Origin of the sequence: Stenotrophomonas sp. SMYL89, from assembly GCF_036319985.1 — a bacterium.
Taxonomy (GTDB): Bacteria; Pseudomonadota; Gammaproteobacteria; order Xanthomonadales; family Xanthomonadaceae; genus Stenotrophomonas; species Stenotrophomonas maltophilia_Q.
In genome coordinates this window covers 65214-81812 of the sequence record NZ_JAWIRW010000001.1, presented here as the reverse complement: position 1 = coordinate 81812, position 16599 = coordinate 65214, and the positions used below count along the sequence as shown (strand labels likewise).

At 66.4% G+C, this 16599-nt stretch carries 19 protein-coding genes; 7 read left to right on the top strand and 12 right to left on the bottom strand.

The window, feature by feature from the left end; all coding sequences use genetic code 11:
* Nucleotides 1-3: 3 nt before the first annotated feature.
* Nucleotides 4-618, bottom strand: coding sequence for a phosphatidylcholine/phosphatidylserine synthase (locus V3B41_RS00410; RefSeq protein WP_049429661.1), 615 nt, complete (start codon nucleotides 616-618; stop codon nucleotides 4-6).
* A 350-nt stretch (nucleotides 619-968) separates the two neighbouring features.
* Here V3B41_RS00410 and V3B41_RS00405 point away from each other — a divergent pair, with 350 nt between their 5' ends.
* Nucleotides 969-1613 (top strand): class I SAM-dependent methyltransferase, encoded by a 645-nt coding sequence (locus V3B41_RS00405; protein WP_329859591.1) that lies wholly within the window; start codon nucleotides 969-971, stop codon nucleotides 1611-1613.
* Nucleotides 1614-1694: 81 nt separating this feature from the next.
* On the opposite strand, the gene V3B41_RS00400 is transcribed toward V3B41_RS00405, so the two are convergent.
* The 5 genes from V3B41_RS00400 to V3B41_RS00380 form a co-directional block, all read right to left on the bottom strand.
* On the bottom strand, nucleotides 1695-3059 hold the full coding sequence (locus V3B41_RS00400; protein WP_329859589.1) for an MATE family efflux transporter: 1365 nt from the start codon (nucleotides 3057-3059) through the stop codon (nucleotides 1695-1697).
* Nucleotides 3060-3192: 133 nt separating this feature from the next.
* Complete coding sequence (locus V3B41_RS00395) at nucleotides 3193-3810, bottom strand: DUF2239 family protein (protein ID WP_197632123.1); 618 nt, start codon at nucleotides 3808-3810, stop codon at nucleotides 3193-3195.
* A 144-nt stretch (nucleotides 3811-3954) separates the two neighbouring features.
* Nucleotides 3955-4443, bottom strand: coding sequence for an NUDIX domain-containing protein (locus tag V3B41_RS00390; protein WP_197632124.1), 489 nt, complete (start codon nucleotides 4441-4443; stop codon nucleotides 3955-3957).
* A gap of 42 nt (nucleotides 4444-4485) precedes the next feature.
* A complete protein-coding gene (locus V3B41_RS00385) occupies nucleotides 4486-4995 on the bottom strand; it encodes a DUF1249 domain-containing protein (protein ID WP_049429665.1) in 510 nt (169 codons plus the stop codon).
* 179 nt (nucleotides 4996-5174) lie between these two features.
* Nucleotides 5175-5996, bottom strand: a complete 822-nt coding sequence (locus tag V3B41_RS00380; protein WP_006452040.1) for a pyruvate, water dikinase regulatory protein — start codon at nucleotides 5994-5996, stop codon at nucleotides 5175-5177.
* Between the two features lie 144 nt (nucleotides 5997-6140).
* Between V3B41_RS00380 and ppsA the strand changes: the two genes are divergently transcribed.
* Nucleotides 6141-8519, top strand: coding sequence for a phosphoenolpyruvate synthase (gene ppsA, locus V3B41_RS00375; protein ID WP_329859573.1), 2379 nt, complete (start codon nucleotides 6141-6143; stop codon nucleotides 8517-8519).
* A gap of 137 nt (nucleotides 8520-8656) precedes the next feature.
* Complete coding sequence (locus V3B41_RS00370; protein WP_329859571.1) at nucleotides 8657-9553, top strand: mechanosensitive ion channel domain-containing protein; 897 nt, start codon at nucleotides 8657-8659, stop codon at nucleotides 9551-9553.
* An 87-nt stretch (nucleotides 9554-9640) separates the two neighbouring features.
* Here V3B41_RS00370 and V3B41_RS00365 read toward each other — a convergent pair whose 3' ends face one another.
* The 5 genes from V3B41_RS00365 to V3B41_RS00345 all read right to left on the bottom strand — a co-directional run bounded on the left by V3B41_RS00365 (nucleotide 9641) and on the right by V3B41_RS00345 (nucleotide 13515).
* The gene (locus tag V3B41_RS00365; protein WP_197650389.1) at nucleotides 9641-10756 is read right to left on the bottom strand and encodes an alkene reductase; all 1116 of its coding nucleotides are present in this window, start codon (nucleotides 10754-10756) and stop codon (nucleotides 9641-9643) included.
* Nucleotides 10757-10927: 171 nt separating this feature from the next.
* A complete protein-coding gene (locus V3B41_RS00360) occupies nucleotides 10928-11800 on the bottom strand; it encodes an EcsC family protein (protein ID WP_014647556.1) in 873 nt (290 codons plus the stop codon).
* A 106-nt stretch (nucleotides 11801-11906) separates the two neighbouring features.
* On the bottom strand, nucleotides 11907-12479 hold the full coding sequence (orn, locus tag V3B41_RS00355) for an oligoribonuclease (protein WP_071227609.1): 573 nt from the start codon (nucleotides 12477-12479) through the stop codon (nucleotides 11907-11909).
* A 75-nt stretch (nucleotides 12480-12554) separates the two neighbouring features.
* Entirely contained in the window at nucleotides 12555-13079 is a 525-nt protein-coding gene (gene tadA, locus V3B41_RS00350; RefSeq protein ID WP_100443812.1) for a tRNA adenosine(34) deaminase TadA, read from the bottom strand.
* 76 nt (nucleotides 13080-13155) lie between these two features.
* Nucleotides 13156-13515, bottom strand: a complete 360-nt coding sequence (locus V3B41_RS00345) for a helix-turn-helix domain-containing protein (RefSeq protein WP_049429669.1) — start codon at nucleotides 13513-13515, stop codon at nucleotides 13156-13158.
* A gap of 78 nt (nucleotides 13516-13593) precedes the next feature.
* On the opposite strand from V3B41_RS00345, the gene V3B41_RS00340 reads away from it, so the two are divergent.
* The 3 genes from V3B41_RS00340 (at nucleotide 13594) to V3B41_RS00330 (ending at nucleotide 15132) form a co-directional block, all read left to right on the top strand.
* Nucleotides 13594-14361: an NAD(P)H-dependent oxidoreductase gene (locus V3B41_RS00340; RefSeq protein WP_197619817.1), complete on the top strand. Its 768-nt coding sequence runs from the start codon at nucleotides 13594-13596 to the stop codon at nucleotides 14359-14361.
* Nucleotides 14362-14429: 68 nt separating this feature from the next.
* A complete protein-coding gene (locus V3B41_RS00335; protein WP_197619816.1) occupies nucleotides 14430-14867 on the top strand; it encodes an acetyltransferase in 438 nt (145 codons plus the stop codon).
* A gap of 58 nt (nucleotides 14868-14925) precedes the next feature.
* The gene (locus tag V3B41_RS00330) at nucleotides 14926-15132 is read left to right on the top strand and encodes a hypothetical protein (protein WP_106549104.1); all 207 of its coding nucleotides are present in this window, start codon (nucleotides 14926-14928) and stop codon (nucleotides 15130-15132) included.
* 21 nt (nucleotides 15133-15153) lie between these two features.
* On the opposite strand, the gene V3B41_RS00325 is transcribed toward V3B41_RS00330, so the two are convergent.
* Nucleotides 15154-15660, bottom strand: a complete 507-nt coding sequence (locus V3B41_RS00325) for an N-acetyltransferase (protein ID WP_197650386.1) — start codon at nucleotides 15658-15660, stop codon at nucleotides 15154-15156.
* Nucleotides 15661-15919: 259 nt separating this feature from the next.
* Between V3B41_RS00325 and V3B41_RS00320 the strand changes: the two genes are divergently transcribed.
* Nucleotides 15920-16591: a hypothetical protein gene (locus V3B41_RS00320; RefSeq protein WP_329859563.1), complete on the top strand. Its 672-nt coding sequence runs from the start codon at nucleotides 15920-15922 to the stop codon at nucleotides 16589-16591.
* Nucleotides 16592-16599: the final 8 nt, after the last annotated feature.

Sequence of the window (16599 nt, the reverse complement as noted above, 5' to 3'; positions counted from 1 at the left end):
GGCTCATGGCTTGGGAATGCGCAGGGTCTTGCTGATCATCAGCGACCCGGACAGGGCGAACAGCAGCACCATCGGGTGCAGCTGCCAAGGGCCGATCTGCCACTGGCCGAACCAGAGGTCCTGGCCGATGGCATCGGTACCGGCAGCGATGGCCAGCACGATCACCAGCACCAGGCTGGTCGGGATCGGCGTGCCCTCGAAATACTTGACCTTGCCCTCGTCGCCGGCCAGCGCCTCGGCGGTGACGTTGTAGCGCGCCAGGCGGCTGACGCCGCAGCAGACGAAGTAGCTCAGCACCAGCCAGTCCCAGCCGCCCTGCATGCCGCATGCATAGGCCAGCGCCGCCGGGGCCACGCCGAATGAGATCACGTCGGACAGCGAGTCCAGCTCGCGGCCCAGGGTGGAGCTGGATTTGCGCCAGCGCGCGATGCGCCCATCGAGGGCGTCGAAGATGAAGGCCAGCGGGATCAGCGCCATGCCGAACAGCAGGTAGCCGCGCTCGCCGTCCTGCAGGAAACGCATCGCGGCGAACACCGCACCGGTGCCGCAGAAAGCATTGGCCAGGGTGAACCAGTCGGCCAGCTGGAATTCGCGCAGCATCGAGAAGTGACGTTTCATGGAGTCTCACGGAGCATCAAGGCCCACAGGTTACCGCGAGCACCGCCATGGGTGACAGCGCCTGCCAGGCCCATTCTTCACCATGCCCTCACCCACCCTCACCAGCGGTGAATTTTTCGCCACCCATCTTGACAGCCTAGGGGGGTGGCGCCTGTCGCGGCTTATCCACAAAGTTGCCCACGCGTAATCCACACCCCCTGTGGACAACCAGATCTCACCGACTGCGACGCTGGACATTTCCTCATCACCCCGCAGCGGGGTTTCCCTACTTCCCAAGCCGCAAGGTCAGCGCTATCGTCACCGGCGGACCCGCCGCCGCCACGTCCGAATCTCTTCGATGGACGACGACGATGCTGGATGCTTCCACCTTGGCCGCGCAGCTGCGGCAGCCACATGGCGACGCCGCGCTGGCGGTGGCCGACTCGATGAACCGCAGCAACAGCGCCCTGAACCTGGCCGCGATCGGGCTGCTGTCGGTGGCGGCCGGCGAGCACATCCTGGAGATCGGCCCCGGCAATGCGGCCTTCGCGCCACAGCTGATGCAGGCGCCGGGCAGCCAATATCTGGGCGTTGAACTGTCCGCCGCCATGGTCGAGGCCGGCAACCAGCGGCTGGCCAGTGCCGGCCTGGGCGACCGGGCGGCGATGCGGCTGGGCGATGCCCATGCGCTGCCGGTGGACGAGGCATCCGTGGATGCCGCACTGGCGGTCAACACCCTGTACTTCTGGCCCAACCTGGCCCCGGTGCTGGACGAACTGGCGCGCGTACTGCGCCGGGGAGGCCGGCTATGCCTGGCGTTCGGCGATTCGGCCTTCATGCGCAGCCTGCCGTTCGCCGCCGATTTCCAGCTGCATGAGCTGGACGCAGTGGAGCTGGCCCTGCGCGTATCGGGATTCAACGTCTCGGCCTGGCGCAACCATCGCGAAACCGCCGCCGGCAATGACGGGCAGACGCGGGAGAAGCATTTCCATCTGCTGCTGGCGCATCGGCGCTGATTGCCGCCGGGCATGGCCGGCGCTACCCGACCCGAATCGGCGCTGATTATCGCCGGGTGCGATCCGACCGAGCGGCCGGCACTACCCACCTTGCGTCCGTCGCCGCCATCGCGCGAAACAGAGCGCCTGCAACAGCAGCATCGCCACCAGTCCCAGCGGCCACGCCCACCACAGGCCGGCCAGCCCGTGCCGCGCCTGCAGCCACATCGCCAACGGCAGCTCCAGCAGCAGCACCGCTGTCACGCCCAGCAACGCCGGCATCAGCACAATCCCGCTGCCGCGCATCACGCCGACCAGCACCGTGGTGACGCCCATCGCCAGCACGCCCCACGCCACCGTGCGCAGCTGCAGCGTGGCCAGTTCACGCACCTCCGGTGCCGCCAGGATCAGGCCGGTCAGCCACGGCGCCAGCGCCATCACCAGCAGCACCACGACCGTCAGCATCGCCAGGCCCAGCATCACGCCGGTGCGGGCAATGGCGGGCAATCGTGCCGCACGCCCTGCCCCCATCGCATGCGCGGCGAGGATGGTGGCGGTGATGCCCAGCGACATGGCCGGCAACTGCACCCAGCTCATCAACTGGTTGACCGCACCATAGGCCGCCGTGGCGGTATAGCCATAGCGGTTGATCCAGCCGAGCAACACGATCTCGGCAATGGCCAGGCTGAGCATCTGCAGCGAGGACGGCACGCCGATGCGCAGCATCGAACGAATGATCGCGCCATCGAAACGGATGGCCCACAGCAGTTCACGCCCTGGCGCCAGCGGATGCCCCAGGCGATACCAGCGCCACAGCAACCAGACCAGCGCCAGCAGCGAGGCAGATGCGGCCGACACCGCGGCACTGGCCGCGCCCAGCTGCGGCAGGCCGCCCCAGCCGAGGATCAGCAGTGGCGTGCACAGCAGGCCGAGCGCGGTCGCCAGCAACAGCGCGTGCAGCGGCGTCTTTGCGTCACCCACCGCGCGGCTCACGGCCGTCGCCAGCCACAACAGGAAGAACGCCGGCGCACTCAGCAGCAGCACCCGCGCATAGACGATGGCCTCGCCGAGGACCGGCGCCGGCGTCCCCAGTGCCGCCAGCATCTGCGGCGCGAACACGCCGCCCACGCCCATCACCAGCAGTGACAACAGCAGGGCAAGCGCCACCGCGCTGCCGGCCACCGCGCGTGCCCGCTGCAGTTGGCCGGCGCCCCAAGCCTGGCCGATCAGCACCATTGCGCCTGTTGCCAGACCCATCACCAGGGCCATCAGCAGGAAGAACACCGGGAAGAGCGCAGCGGCCGCAGCCACCGCCTGCGTTCCGAGCAGATGGCCTAGGTAGACGTTGTCCAGCGTGCCGGCGGCCAGCTGCAGTGCATTGGTCAACAGCATGGGCAGCAGCAGGGCCAGGTAGGTGCGCGACAGCGGCGGCGCAATCGGAGGTGTCGCGTGTGCAGAAGGGCTCATGGGGTTTCTCTGGGCAAGGCGCTGCCCTGCCCGGCGTTTCCGCCAGCAAAGCAAGCACGAGGGAAGCGGGCAATCGCCCGCGATCAAGCGGCGCCGCCGTTCAACCACGGCGCCCCGGGTCGGTCGTCAGTACTTAAACAGGTGGGGTATCGAAGGCCAGCTGCAGGGCGTGATCGCGCACGTCCCCGGGCCAGCGGTGCAACGTCGCTTCCAGGCCCACGCGGTCATGCGCGAACAGGAGGCGGATGGCCTCCTCGAAGCCGGGAAGATCACCGGCAATGGCCTGCAGGAAGTGATAGGCACGCTCGGCATCGCGGCGCTGCCGGTCCTTGTCGGCACCCGCACGGCTGGCCGCTTCCACCAGCCTGCGCAGGACCACGGAGGCGCCACCTGGTTGTTCGGCCAACCACGCCCAATGGCGCGGTAGCAGCGTCACTTCGCGTGCGACCACGCCCAGCTTCGGGCGTCCACGACCACGTGGGGCGGCAGGTTCGCCTGCGAGAGCGGTTTCGGCATCCGCTTCCACGGCCGACGGGAGCGCATCGGCCACTCGCGCCAGCAGCTCTGCGTCACTACCGCGCGTATCGAAATCACGGGTGCGGCCGGTGGCGTTGTCGAACACCAGCAATGGTCCGGCCGCGTTGCCGGCGCGCAGCTGCTTGAGGGCCAGCGCGGCCACTTCCGGGGTACCGGAAACGACCAGGCGATGGCCGTCGAAGCAGCTGAAGGGGGGCAGTCGGGACGTGGGCATGGCAATGGCAACAGGGGTGATGCACAAATATTGCCCGGGTAATTTGCGCCCGTCAATATCACCCGGGTATTAATAATACGGGGAGAGCGTGCCCACCAAGGTTGGCACCCACCGGAATGGTTGGCACCGACCCGATTCCCTGGTTCACAGGCGGCTGTAGGACCAGCTGACCATGCGCCCGTCCTTGTACGGCATCACTCCGTGGAACGGGCGCGGGTCGGCGTCGAACACCAGCGGCAGGAAGTTGCGGTCGCCCTCCCACATCGGCAGCGTGTCCAGCTTTTCCAGGTCGACCCATTCCAGCGTGCCTTCGTGGTTGCCGCCGTGCGGGGTACCTTCGAAGGTATCGATGACGAACACGAAGCCCAGCCAGTCCTCGCCGTGCTTGCCGAAGCCCGGCCAGCTGAGGGTGCCGCGCAGGCGCATGCCAGTGCAGTCGATGCCGGCCTCTTCCTGGATCTCGCGGCGCATGCTGGCGGCCACGTCCTCGTCCGCCTCGATCTTGCCGCCCAGGCCGTTGTACTTGCCCAGGTGCTGGTCACCGGGGCGGGTATTGCGATGGATCATCAGCACCTGGCGACGATCAGGCGACAGCACGTAGCCCAGGGTGGCGACGATCGGGGTATACGGCATGAGGCAGCATCCAGCGGCAGGTCAGCCGTGGATTATGGCCGATCAGCGCACCAGCGACAGGCGGCGTTCGGCAGGCGTATCCGCGCCATCGGGATCACGGCGCAGGGTGGCCACGCCGTGGCCGCGCTCGGCCAGGTATTCCAGCCACTTGCCAAGGAAGGTGTTCATCCGCATGCGGTGGCTGATCAGCTCCGCTGGCGGCGGGTAAAGGCCCATGGTGTCCTGCCAGCGGCGGCCGACGTAGCAATGGGTGGTCTCGGCCTGGCGCGCGTCACGGTACAGGCGCACATAGGCCGACGGATCCGGTTCGCCGGTGACCGGGTCGGCCAGATCGTAGGTCAAGCGCAGCTCCACCGTGTAGCGGTGGCACTCGATCACGTCCAGGCGCACGTCCAGGCCGTCGCCGATCGAGGAAATGTAGCTGCCCGCCGCCAGTCCGGCCGGTTCGAACAGGCGCACCAGATGGCGGTAGTTTTCCGCGTACAGGCCCATGAGCCAGCTCAACCGGCTCAGGCGGGGAATGCGTTCGGTACGGGGCAAGGCTCGGGCCACGGGTCGATCCTACACGTTGGTGCTTCAACGTGGGGGCGGTTCGAGGCACAGCCAACCCGCCGGTCGCTGTCACCGCTGTAGCGTCGAGCCCATGCTCGGCTGGGCCACCTGGTTCTGGCCGAAAGGCAGCCGAGCGTGGGCTCGGCTCGACAGGGCCCAGCATCCACTGGGCGCGCGCCTCAATACAGCTCGCGCTGCAGCCCCAGCGTGGCCAGCACCTTGCTGGAGATCTCCTCGATCGAGGTATGGGTAGTGCTCAGGGTCGGGATCCGCTCCATCTGGAACATCACCTCGGCCGCGGCCACCTCGCGCTTGCAGGTGTCCAGGTTGGCGTAGCGCGAGTTCGGGCGGCGCTCCTGGCGGATCTGCTGCAGGCGGTCCGGGTCGATGGTCAGGCCGAACAGCTTGCGCCGGTAGTTGCGCAGGCGCGGCGGCAGGCGGTCGCTTTCCAGGTCCTCGTCGGTCAGCGGGTAGTTGGCCGCGCGCACCCCGTAATGCAGGGCCAGGTAGATGCAGGTGGGCGTCTTGCCGGCGCGCGACACCGCCACCAGGATCACGTCGGCGTCGTCATAGTTCACCGCAATGCCGTCGTCGTGGGTCAGCGCGAAGTTCATCGCATTGATGCGGCGGTGATAGGTGTCGAAATCGACCATGCCGTGGGCCTGGCCGACCCGGGCCAGGCGCGGACTGGCCAGTTCACGCTCCAGTGGCTCGATGAACGGCGCAAACACATCCAGCATCAGTGCCCCGCTGTCGGCCAGGATCAGGCTCAGGCTCTGGTCGACGCAGGAGTTCACCACGATCGGCCGGACCTGGTACCGCTCCCCCGCCGCCTGGATCCGGGCACAGGCTTCACGCGCTTTTTCGGGGTCGTCGACAAACGACATCCGGTCGGTAATGAAGCTGAACCCGGAGAACTGGGTGAGGAGGCTATGCCCAATGGTTTCAGCGGTGATACCGGTTCCATCGGAAACGTAGAACACCGGACGGATGGTCGACATGCGCGCTTTTACCCCCTACGAAGCTTAAAAAGGCCGCCAGCACAAGCTTGTGCCGACGGTGCTCTGCCCGGCATCATATCGGCTTCTTCCTACGGACGCGGCCACTCAGCCCGCCTCGGGCGATGGCCAAACGGAGCATCGCGCTTGAACGAGAACATCCTGTGGTTGCACGAACTGCGTCTGGCCGATCTGGCCCGCGTAGGCGGCAAGAATTCGTCGCTGGGCGAGATGATCGGCAACCTGGCCGGTCTGGGCGTTTCGGTGCCGGGCGGTTATGCCACCACCGCTGAAGCCTTCAAGGACTTCATCGCGCACAACGATCTGTCCAAGCGCATCTTCGACAAGCTGGCCACGCTGGACGTCGAGGACGTCAACGCGTTGACCGCGGCCGGCAAGGAAATCCGCACCTGGGTGATCGATGCCCCGCTGCAGCCGCAGCTGGACCAGGACATCCGCACCGCCTACGCCAAGCTGAGCGCCGACAACGGCGGTGGCGACGTGGCCGTTGCCGTGCGTTCGTCGGCCACCGCCGAGGATCTGCCGGATGCGTCCTTCGCCGGCCAGCAGGAGACCTTCCTCAACGTCACCGGTGCCGACGACGTCGTGCACAAGGTCAAGGAAGTGTTCGCCTCGCTGTACAACGACCGCGCCATCGCCTACCGCGTGCACCACGGCTTCAAGCACGAGGACGTGTTCCTGTCCGCCGGCGTGCAGCTGATGGTGCGTTCGGGCGTCGGTTCTTCCGGCGTGCTGTTCACCCTGGACACCGAGTCCGGCTTCCGCGACGTGGTGTTCGTCACCTCCTCGTTCGGCCTTGGCGAAATGGTCGTGCAGGGTGCGGTGAACCCGGACGAGTACTACGTCTACAAGCCCACCCTGCAGGCCGGCAAGCCGGCGATCCTGCGCCGCTCGCTCGGCAGCAAGGCGATCCGCATGGTGTATTCGGATGTCCCCGGTGAGCGCGTGAAGATCGAGGATACCCCGGTCGAACTGCGCACCACCTTCTCGATCAGCGACGAGGACGTGCAGGAACTGTCCAAGCAGGCGCTGGTCATCGAAAAGCACTACGGCCGCCCGATGGATATCGAGTGGGCCAAGGACGGTGTCAGCGGCAAGCTGTTCATCGTGCAGGCGCGCCCGGAAACGGTGAAGTCGCGCAGCCACGCCACCCAGATCGAGCGCTTCGCGCTGACCGAAAAGGGCGGCACCGTGCTGGCCGAAGGCCGTGCCGTCGGCGCCAAGATCGGTTCGGGCGTGGCCCGCGTGGTGAAGACGCTGGACGACATGAACCGCGTGCAGCCGGGCGACGTGCTGATCGCCGACATGACCGACCCGGACTGGGAACCGGTGATGAAGCGCGCTTCAGCCATCGTCACCAACCGCGGTGGCCGTACCTGCCACGCCGCGATCATCGCGCGCGAGCTGGGCGTGCCGGCGGTGGTTGGTTCAGGCAACGCCACCAAGGTCATCGAAGATGGCCAGCTGGTCACGGTCAGCTGCGCTGAAGGCGATACCGGCTTCATCTACGAAGGCAAGCTCGGCTTCGAGCGCACCACCACCGATCTGGGCAACATGCCGCCGGCACCGCTGAAGATCATGATGAACGTGGCCAACCCGGAACGTGCCTTCGACTTCGGCCAGCTGCCGAACGCCGGCATCGGCCTGGCCCGCCTGGAAATGATCATCGCCAGCCACATCGGCATCCACCCGAACGCGCTGCTGGAATACGACCGCCAGGACGCGGCGACCAAGAAGAAGATCGACGAGAAGATCGCCGGTTACGGTGATCCGGTCAGCTTCTACGTGGACCGCCTGGCCGAAGGCATCGCCACCCTCACCGCCTCGGTTGCACCGAATGCCGTGATCGTGCGCCTGTCGGACTTCAAGTCCAACGAGTACGCCAACCTGATCGGCGGCAGCAACTACGAGCCGCACGAAGAGAACCCGATGATCGGCTTCCGCGGCGCCAGCCGTTACGTCGATCCGAGCTTCTCGGCCGCCTTTGCGCTGGAGTGCAAGGCCGTGCTGCGCGTGCGCAACGAGATGGGCCTGGACAACCTGTGGGTCATGATTCCGTTCGTGCGCACCCTGGAAGAAGGCCGCAAGGTCATCGAGGTGCTGGAACAGAACGGCCTGAAGCAGGGCGAGAATGGCCTGAAGATCATCATGATGTGCGAAGTGCCGTCCAACGCACTGCTTGCCGATGAGTTCCTGGAGATCTTCGATGGCTTCTCGATCGGCTCCAACGATCTGACCCAGCTGACCCTGGGCCTGGACCGCGATTCGTCGATCGTGGCGCACCTGTTCGACGAACGTAACCCGGCGGTCAAGAAGCTGCTGTCGATGGCCATCAAGGCTGCGCGCGCCAAGGGCAAGTACGTCGGCATCTGCGGCCAGGGCCCGTCCGATCACCCGGATCTGGCCGAGTGGCTGATGCAGGAAGGCATCGAGTCGGTGTCGCTGAACCCGGACACCGTCGTCGATACCTGGCTGCGCCTGGCCAAGCTGAAGGCCAACGGCTGATGCACTGACCGCCGCAGGCTGACGTCGTGTTCATCGGCGTCAGCCCATACTGCTGCTGCACGCAAGCCCCGCCTCTGCGGGGCTTCGTGTTTCTGGCGTGCACGCACGCCCTGCCCTTAGCAGCAAAGGATGTCCGCATGATCGCCGCCGCAGCACCCGCCACTCCCGCCGCAACGCCCTGGTTTCACTCACTCGACTGGGAACGCCTGCTGGAAACCTATGGCGTGCCGTTGCTTGCTGCCATCGTGGTGCTGCTGGTCGGCATGTGGGTGGCACGTCGTCTGTCCAACGCGATGCCGCGCGCGACCGCGCGCATGGGCGTGGACCCGATGCTGGGCAGTTTCCTGCGCAACGTGGTCTACGCCGCATCACTGGTGATTGTGGTGGTACTCGCCATCGGCACGCTGGGCGTGCAGATCACCCCGCTGCTGGCCGTGCTCGGTACCGCTGGCCTGGCGGTCGGCCTGGCATTGAAGGATTCGCTGTCCAACATCGCCTCGGGCGTGATGCTGGTGACGCTGCGCCCGTTCCGTGTCGGCGACGTAGTGACCGTGGCCGGGCAGACCGGCACGGTCCGCGAAGTGCGCATCTTCCAGACCGTGCTTACCGGTGCCGACAACCAGCACACGACCATCCCGAACACGCTGATCACCGCCGCGCCGATCATCAACCTGACCGCCGAACCGACGCGCCGCGTCGAACTGGTGATCGGCATCGGTTACGAGGACGACATCCAGCTGGCACGCGATACCGCGCTGGCACTGATGAAGGCCGACCCACGCGTGCTGCAGACGCCAGCACCGGACGTGGTGGTGTACGAACTCGGCGCGCACGCGATCAACCTCGGCATCCGCTGCTACGTGAAGTCAGCCGACTGGTTCGGCACCAAGGTGACGCTGCTGGAGCAGCTGAAGCTGGGCTATGACAAGGCCGGCATCAACATTCCGTATCCGCAGCAGGACATGCACCTGTACCTGCATGGCAAGGATGGCGGCGTGGTTGAGGCGGATGCGCTGGTGCGCGACAAGCCCTGATCCATCCCGGTCGTGCCCACCAACGGTCGGCACCCACCCAACCGACTCCATCCCCGGGCTGCCGGCCAGCGGCCGGCATACCCGTCATCAGGCCTCGGCAACCTCTTCCAGTACCGGGTAATCGGTGAAGCCCTCCGCGCCACCGCCGAAGAACCTCGCACGATCCGGCGGATTGAGCGACGCACCCGTACGCAGGCGCTCAGGCAGATCCGGGTTGGCAATGAACGGCCGGCCGAACCCGATCAGGTCGGCCCAGCCTTCGGCCAGCGCCTGATCGGCGCGCTCGGCGGTGTACTTGCCGGCATAGATCAGCGTGCCCGGGTAGACCATGCGCAGCGCCTGCTTGAACGCCACCGGCATCACCGGCGCATCCTCCCAATCGGCTTCGGCAATGTGCAGGTAGCCCACGCCCAGCTCGCCGAGCAGGTGTGCAGCGGCCAGATAGGTCGCCTGCGGCGTATCGTCCACCGCACCCTGCAGCGTGGTCAGCGGCGCCAGGCGCACGCCAACGCGATCACCGCCGGCCACTGCCACTACCGCCTGCACCACTTCGCGCAGGAAACGCAGCCGATTCTGCAGCGAACCACCATAGCCATCGGTACGCTGGTTGGCCTGCGAATCGATGAACTGGTTGATCAGGTAGCCGTTGGCGCCATGCAGTTCGACGCCGTCGAAGCCTGCCTCCAGCGCATTGCGCGCGGCCTGCGCGTAATCGGCGACGATGCCCGGGATCTCGTCCTCGCGCAGCGCGCGCGGCATCGAATGCTGGATCATCTCGCCCACGCCCGCTTCCGGGCCTGCGCCCGTGGGGTCAACAAACACCTTCACGCCTTCGGCCAGCAACGCCGACGACGACACCGGCGCTGCGCCATCGGGCTGCAGGGCCACATGCGAGACGCGGCCGACGTGCCACAGCTGCGCGTAGATGCGGCCACCGGAAGCGTGCACCGCATCGGTCACCTGCCGCCAGCCCTGCACCTGCTCGGCACTGTGGATGCCCGGGGTCCAGGCATAGCCCTGGCCCTGCGCGCTGATCTGGGTGCCTTCGCTGACAATCAGGCCCGCGCCGGCACGCTGCGCGTAATAGGTCGCCATCTCGGCGGTGGCAACGTTGCCGGCAGCCGCACGCGAGCGGGTCATCGGCGGCATCACGATGCGGTTGGGCAGGGTCAGCGGGCCCAGACGGTGGGAGGTGAACAACATGGCGGACATCTCTTGCAGGGGGAGTGCCAGCAAGAATGGGGACCGCCTGCGAAAGGCAACAGGCGTGTCGTGGCAAAACAGTTGTGCCCGGCAGGCAAGGATGGCCTGCCCAGGGGTCGGATCCCTTGGCAACGCAAAGGGCTCTGACCCCAAAAGCGACCCCAAAGCCGGTTACAGCGTCGGCTCGATCAACACGCCACCATGTGCCACCCGGTCATAGCAGGTGCGCACCACATCTTCCCCGTACTTCAGCTCCAGCCGGCGCACGATGAAGTGGCCACGCGCCATGTCCTGGTAGTAGTCGGTGAACATGGTATTGAGCGTTGCCCCGGCAGCGGCACCGACAATCGGCACCGCCTGCGCGGCGAATTTCTCGGTGACCACTACGCCGAAACGCGCCGCCACCTTCTCCACCATCTTCGCCAGCAGCTTGCCGGCTTCCTTCGGCGCCACGCCCAGGGTCAGGTCACGGCCGGTCACCACACGCCCGGCCAGTTCGGCCGACAGATGCCGCATCACGTCGGTGGTGAAGCCGCGGGCCAGGTAGTAACCGGTCTCGCTGGCGTCATCACGCGGCGAGTTGCCACCCAGCGCGAATACCTCCAGGCAGGCCTGGCGGGTGCTGAACTCGGACAGGTCGAAGCCCTCGCTGCGGGCCACGTCGGCCACCGCGCGCATCATGATGGTGGTCGACACCGGCAGCTCGATGAACAAGGCCGCGAAGCCGAACGCCCCGCCGACCGCGCCGGAGGTGGCCGCCGCCAGTTTGTGCCAACGGGTTGAAGCGCCTTTGCCCGGCGTGTTGTCCATGCTCCACAGCGCGGCCTGCGCGGACTTGGACAGTGCCGCCTGCACGGCGCCATGGATGCGATTGGAGACCGAGCTGGGCAGCGCCTTCACCGCGAACTCCAGCGGCGTGCCGACCAGGTTGGCCATGCGCGCGGTCAGGGTCGGCGCTTCCAGCAGGGCCACCGCCCGCTGCAGGTCGGACCAGTCGCGGGCGTCGTGGGCGATGTCGCGGGGGAGCAGGATCGGCTCGTTCATGGCGCCGATCTTAGCGCCAGGGAGTTGAACGGTTCGTCGCGGGGCACGACAGAGGGATCAGAGTCCTTTCCGCCGGAAAGGGATCCGACCCCAACGAGTGACAGCATCAGGCAACCGGCAAGCCCGACAGCGCCCCCATGAACTGGCGGTAGTGGCGCAGCTCGGCGATGGAGTCGTGCACGTCGCTGAGGGCGGTGTGGTTGCTGTTCTTGCCCACACCGGCGGCCACGCTCGGCGCCCAGCGCTTGGCCAGTTCCTTCACCGTGGACACGTCCAGGTTGCGGTAGTGGAAGTACTTCTCCAGGCGCGGCATCTGGCGGTGCAGGAAGCGGCGGTCCTGGCAGATCGAGTTGCCGCACATCGGCGACAGGCCTGCCGGAATCCACTGTGCCAGGAAGTTCACCGTCTGCGCCTCGGCCTGGCCAAGGGTGGTGGTGCTGTCCACCACGCGCTGCCACAGGCCCGAACGGCGATGCTGGTTGCGGTTCCACTCGTCCATCGCCTCCAGCGTTTCCAGCGGATGATGGATGGCGAATTCCGGACCTTCGGCCAGCACGTTGAGCTGGGCGTCGGTGACCACGGTGGCGATCTCGATGATCGAATCGTTGTCGGTGTCCAACCCGGTCATTTCCAGGTCGATCCAGATAAGTCGTTCGTTGGCCGCGCCGGTGTCCGCCATTGTGTCGCCTCGTTGCTGGGCAGGCGCGCGGCCTACCGGTGAAGGAAAGAGGCGCCCATCATACCCGTTCGCCCCTCAGCCCTCGCCGACATGGTCTTCCAGCAGCAGCGGCGGCTTGCCGCGCTTGGCACGGAAGTAATTGGTCAGGCGCGTGCTGGCTTCCTTGGCCAGCACCCCGCCGTGGATCTCGACCCGGTGGTTGTGGCGGGCATCACCGAGCAGGTCGAACACGCTGCCGCACGCACCGGTCTTTGGATCGCTGGCGCCGTAGACCAAGCGCGATACCCGTGCATGCACGACCGCCATCGCGCACATCGCGCACGGCTCCAGGGTCACGTACAGGGTGCTGCCCAGCAGGCGATGGTTGGCCAGCAGCTTCCCCCCTGCCCGCATGGCCACGATCTCGGCATGCGCGCTGGGATCGTGCGAGGCAATATTGAGGTTCCAGCCCTCGCCCAGCAGCTGGCCATCGGCGCTTACCAGCACCGCGCCAACCGGGATCTCGTCAAAGTCACGCTGTGCGCGCTCGGCCAAGGCCAGTGCATGGCGCATCCAGTGTTCATCGGCGTCGTGCACCGGTACACCCAGGACATCGGTCATGGCGGTTCTCGCTTTTCAACTGGGCCAGGATGGCCGCCGGGGCCGCATTGTACGCCCCGGGGTCGTGCAGGCGCCGCTAACGCGCGTCGAAGCGCTCACGGGCGGCGTCCAGCACAGGAAAGTTGTGCTCGGCCCAGCGGTCCAGGGCAGCCAGCGTGTCGACCAGGCCGCGCGCAACCTCGGTCAACCGGTACTCCACATGCAGCGGCCTGCTGCCCCGTTCGCAACGCTCGACCAGGCCATTGCGCTCCAGCTGTCGCAGGGTCTGGGTCAACACCTTCTGCGAGATACCTTCGATCTTCCGCAGCAACACGCCGTTACGAAGCGGGCCCTGCGCCAATGCCGGCAGCAGCAGCATCACCCACTTGCCTGAAATCAGCGCAAGCGCATCGCGTGCGGAGCAGTCGGCGGCATACACGTCTCCGGGACAGGCCATGGTTACCTCAAGGTGCGTAATTGCCGGGGCAGGCCGGCATCGCGAGGATGGTCGCACACTCCATGAGCCCCTCGCCCCATGCGCGCCCTGATCCTGCTTGCCCACCCCGAGCCCCGCTCGTTCAATGCACATCTGGCCGCGCAGGCCGCCGAGCAGCTGCGGCATGAGAACCTGCAGGTGGACGTGATCGACCTGTATGCGGATCGCTTCGATCCGCTGGAAGCGGCTGACCACCATCCGCATCGCCTGCATCCCGACCACTTCGACGCCCAACGCGAACAGCGGCACAGCGCTGAGCAGGGACAGCTGCCCGCCGAGGTGCAGCGCCATCTGCAGCTGCTGCGGGCCACCGACCTGCTGATCCTGCAGTTTCCGCTGTGGTGGTTCGCGGCTCCGGCCATGCTGAAGGGCTGGCTGGACCGCGTGCTCGTCTACGGGCCGATGTACAACAGCCGGCACCGCCACGAGCGCGGCGTGATGCAGGGCAAGCGTGCGTTGCTGAGCGTCACCACCGGCTCGTCGGCGCGGGCATGCGCGGCGGATGGCCGCGAGGGCGACACCCGGTTGCTGCTGTGGCCGTTGATGTACAGCCTGCGCTACGTCGGCTTCGAGGTGATGGAACCGTTCGTGGTGCATGGCGTGCGTTCCGGGCTGCCAGCGGATCGGGTGCAGGCGCACGATGCGGCACTGGCGGCGGCCACCAGCGACTACCGCGAACGGCTGGCAGGCTGGCGACAATGGCCGAGCGTACCCTTCAACGACAGCGGGGATTTTGACGGGGGTGTGGCGCTGCGCGCGGAAGCGACCGCCCACAGCCCTTTCATCCGCCATCGCAACGTGGAATGAATCCCCACCTGCAGACGCCATCGGAAGGCCTCATACTTCCCCCTCTTACGAAGCACCTTGGTGAACCCATGACCACCCTGCGCCCCTCGCGCGCCGACGAGGGCGCCGCCCTCGTCGACCTCTGGCGTCGTGCCGTCGACGCCACCCACGACTTCCTCAGTGCCGAAGACCGCCAGGCCATCGATGCCGAAGTGGCCGGTTTCCTGCCGCAGGCGCCGATGACCGTTGCTGTCGACGCACAGGATCGCCCCCTCGGATTCATGCTGATCGACGGCACCCACATGGAAGCGCTGTTCATTGACCCGGACGTGCGTGGCACCGGGGTTGGTCGCCAACTGTTGCAGCACGCGTTGACCCTGTGCCCACAGCTGAGCACCGACGTCAACGCACAGAACGCGCAGGCCGTGGGCTTCTATCTGCGCATGGGCTTCGTCGAAACCGGTCGCTCACCGCTCGATTCGCAGGGGCGTGCGTATCCACTGATCCATCTTCGGCATAACGGCTGACATCTGTCGGCCGCAACCGCGTGCTAGCGTGGCTGCCTTCGATCAAGGAACGCCGTGCATGGATGGTGCAAAAGCCCTGTTGACCCTGTTTGCGCTGGGCATCAGCCTGGTCTGGATCCTGGTGCCATTTGCCATCTTCGCTGTGCGCAGCCTGCTGCGTGAGGTACTGGCGGAACAACGTCGCACCAATGAACTGCTTGAACACATCGGCGGTTATCGCATTCCAAAGCCACAACCCGAACCGACCGTCTGGCGCGCGCCCTGACGGGCACGCGCTCGCCCTGGATCAGGCCGTCGCCTCGAAGGCCGGCGAGTACTGCACCTCGCCCTGCGCCAGCGGAGGCTGCAGGCAGAGCGCCTGGAAGTACTCCGCAGGCACACCCGGCAGCACCAGGCCTGGCTCGGCACGGAAGCCGAAGCGGCCGTAATACGCCGGCTCGCCCAGCAGCACGCAACCCTGTGCGCCCAGTCCACGCAGCGCGTCGAGTGCCGCGCGCATCAGCGCCGCGCCAATGCCCTGCCCCTGCCACGCGGGCAGCACCGAGATCGGGCCAAGGCCGAACCAGCCTGTGCTTCCATCGCTGATGGTGACCGGCGACAGCGCAATGTGTCCGACCACCTGGCCTTGGGCTTCGGCAACCAGCGAAATGCTCAGTTCACCACGCGAACGCAGCGCATCGACGATGAACTGCTCTGTGTGGCTGCTGTGCGGGGCTTGGCGGAAGGCAGCTTCGGTGAGCGCATGGATGACGGCGTGGTCGGCAGTGGATTCGGGGCGGATCGTGTAGTTCATGGTGAAAGACTTCGCTTGGTGATGATCGCGTGAATTAATGATCGATGTCACAGAACGGCGGCAGAATGTCGAATGCGGTGCGCAGTCGTTCCGATGCCGGCAAATCGACTGTGCCGCAAGCGCTTCCACACCACCGCCCAATCCTGAATGCGTCAAATTTCTGGCACCCATGCCCGCTCGCGGCTGGCGCCGGGTTTCCCGGGCACCCCATAATCGGGAAACCTGTCACCAGGGAAGGATATATGGACATGGATGCACGATGCAGGAACACGCCTTGAGCGCGACAACGCCATCGCGCAGCGCACGATACTGGGTGCCGGCGACCCTGCTGCTGGCACTGGCGGCGTGCTCGCCTTACGCAGACGCAGAGCGCGATGTCGCCGCGGGTGGACGCGGCCTGGCCAAGCTCAATCCCGCACCGAAGCAGGCCTATGAGCTGGTGCTGACACTGAAGGACGCGCCGGGTCCGTTCGCGATCGTTGAGGGCGTGGCCCAGTACGACGTCAGCAACTACGCAGATTGTGGTCGGATCCTGCCTGCGACAGGTACTGCAGGGCGCATCACCAGCCAGGAACCCGTCGAGCTACGCAAGGTCGGTGAGAACGAATACCGCGGCACTTTCTACCTGGACCGTATGCAGGACGAGGAGTACTACGGGCGCGGCACGTGCCACTGGGCTCTGACGGGCGTCGGCGCGATGTTGCGCGCCACCACCGGCGAAGCGGATACGCGATTCCTGACCTTCATCAACAAGGAACGCATGAACGCGGGGAACCCGTTGACGCGCTTCTACCCACGCGCCGATTACCCGCAGATCGATGAGATCAATGGATACGGAGCGAGCGGCGAGGAAGATCCTTCCAGCTATCGCACCGATCTTCGCGATGCGCTGTTCTCAATCACCACCACTGTGCAGAAACTCGCGCCATGAGCTGCCAG

What these genes read in the sequence shown, in the direction of transcription:
- V3B41_RS00370 (WP_329859571.1), top strand. Translation starts at nt 8,657, where the DNA reads ATGATCGCCGCCGCAGCACCCGCCACTCCCGCCGCAACGCCCTGGTTT.
- tadA (WP_100443812.1), bottom strand. Translation starts at nt 13,079, where the DNA reads ATGACCGATGTCCTGGGTGTACCGGTGCACGACGCCGATGAACACTGG.
- V3B41_RS00400 (WP_329859589.1), bottom strand. Translation starts at nt 3,059, where the DNA reads ATGAGCCCTTCTGCACACGCGACACCTCCGATTGCGCCGCCGCTGTCG.
- V3B41_RS00330 (WP_106549104.1), top strand. Translation starts at nt 14,926, where the DNA reads ATGGATGGTGCAAAAGCCCTGTTGACCCTGTTTGCGCTGGGCATCAGC.
- V3B41_RS00325 (WP_197650386.1), bottom strand. Translation starts at nt 15,660, where the DNA reads ATGAACTACACGATCCGCCCCGAATCCACTGCCGACCACGCCGTCATC.
- V3B41_RS00410 (WP_049429661.1), bottom strand. Translation starts at nt 618, where the DNA reads ATGAAACGTCACTTCTCGATGCTGCGCGAATTCCAGCTGGCCGACTGG.
- V3B41_RS00405 (WP_329859591.1), top strand. Translation starts at nt 969, where the DNA reads ATGCTGGATGCTTCCACCTTGGCCGCGCAGCTGCGGCAGCCACATGGC.
- V3B41_RS00335 (WP_197619816.1), top strand. Translation starts at nt 14,430, where the DNA reads ATGACCACCCTGCGCCCCTCGCGCGCCGACGAGGGCGCCGCCCTCGTC.
- orn (WP_071227609.1), bottom strand. Translation starts at nt 12,479, where the DNA reads ATGGCGGACACCGGCGCGGCCAACGAACGACTTATCTGGATCGACCTG.
- V3B41_RS00380 (WP_006452040.1), bottom strand. Translation starts at nt 5,996, where the DNA reads ATGTCGACCATCCGTCCGGTGTTCTACGTTTCCGATGGAACCGGTATC.
- V3B41_RS00365 (WP_197650389.1), bottom strand. Translation starts at nt 10,756, where the DNA reads ATGTTGTTCACCTCCCACCGTCTGGGCCCGCTGACCCTGCCCAACCGC.
- V3B41_RS00320 (WP_329859563.1), top strand. Translation starts at nt 15,920, where the DNA reads ATGCAGGAACACGCCTTGAGCGCGACAACGCCATCGCGCAGCGCACGA.
- V3B41_RS00360 (WP_014647556.1), bottom strand. Translation starts at nt 11,800, where the DNA reads ATGAACGAGCCGATCCTGCTCCCCCGCGACATCGCCCACGACGCCCGC.
- V3B41_RS00395 (WP_197632123.1), bottom strand. Translation starts at nt 3,810, where the DNA reads ATGCCCACGTCCCGACTGCCCCCCTTCAGCTGCTTCGACGGCCATCGC.
- V3B41_RS00345 (WP_049429669.1), bottom strand. Translation starts at nt 13,515, where the DNA reads ATGGCCTGTCCCGGAGACGTGTATGCCGCCGACTGCTCCGCACGCGAT.
- V3B41_RS00390 (WP_197632124.1), bottom strand. Translation starts at nt 4,443, where the DNA reads ATGCCGTATACCCCGATCGTCGCCACCCTGGGCTACGTGCTGTCGCCT.
- V3B41_RS00340 (WP_197619817.1), top strand. Translation starts at nt 13,594, where the DNA reads ATGCGCGCCCTGATCCTGCTTGCCCACCCCGAGCCCCGCTCGTTCAAT.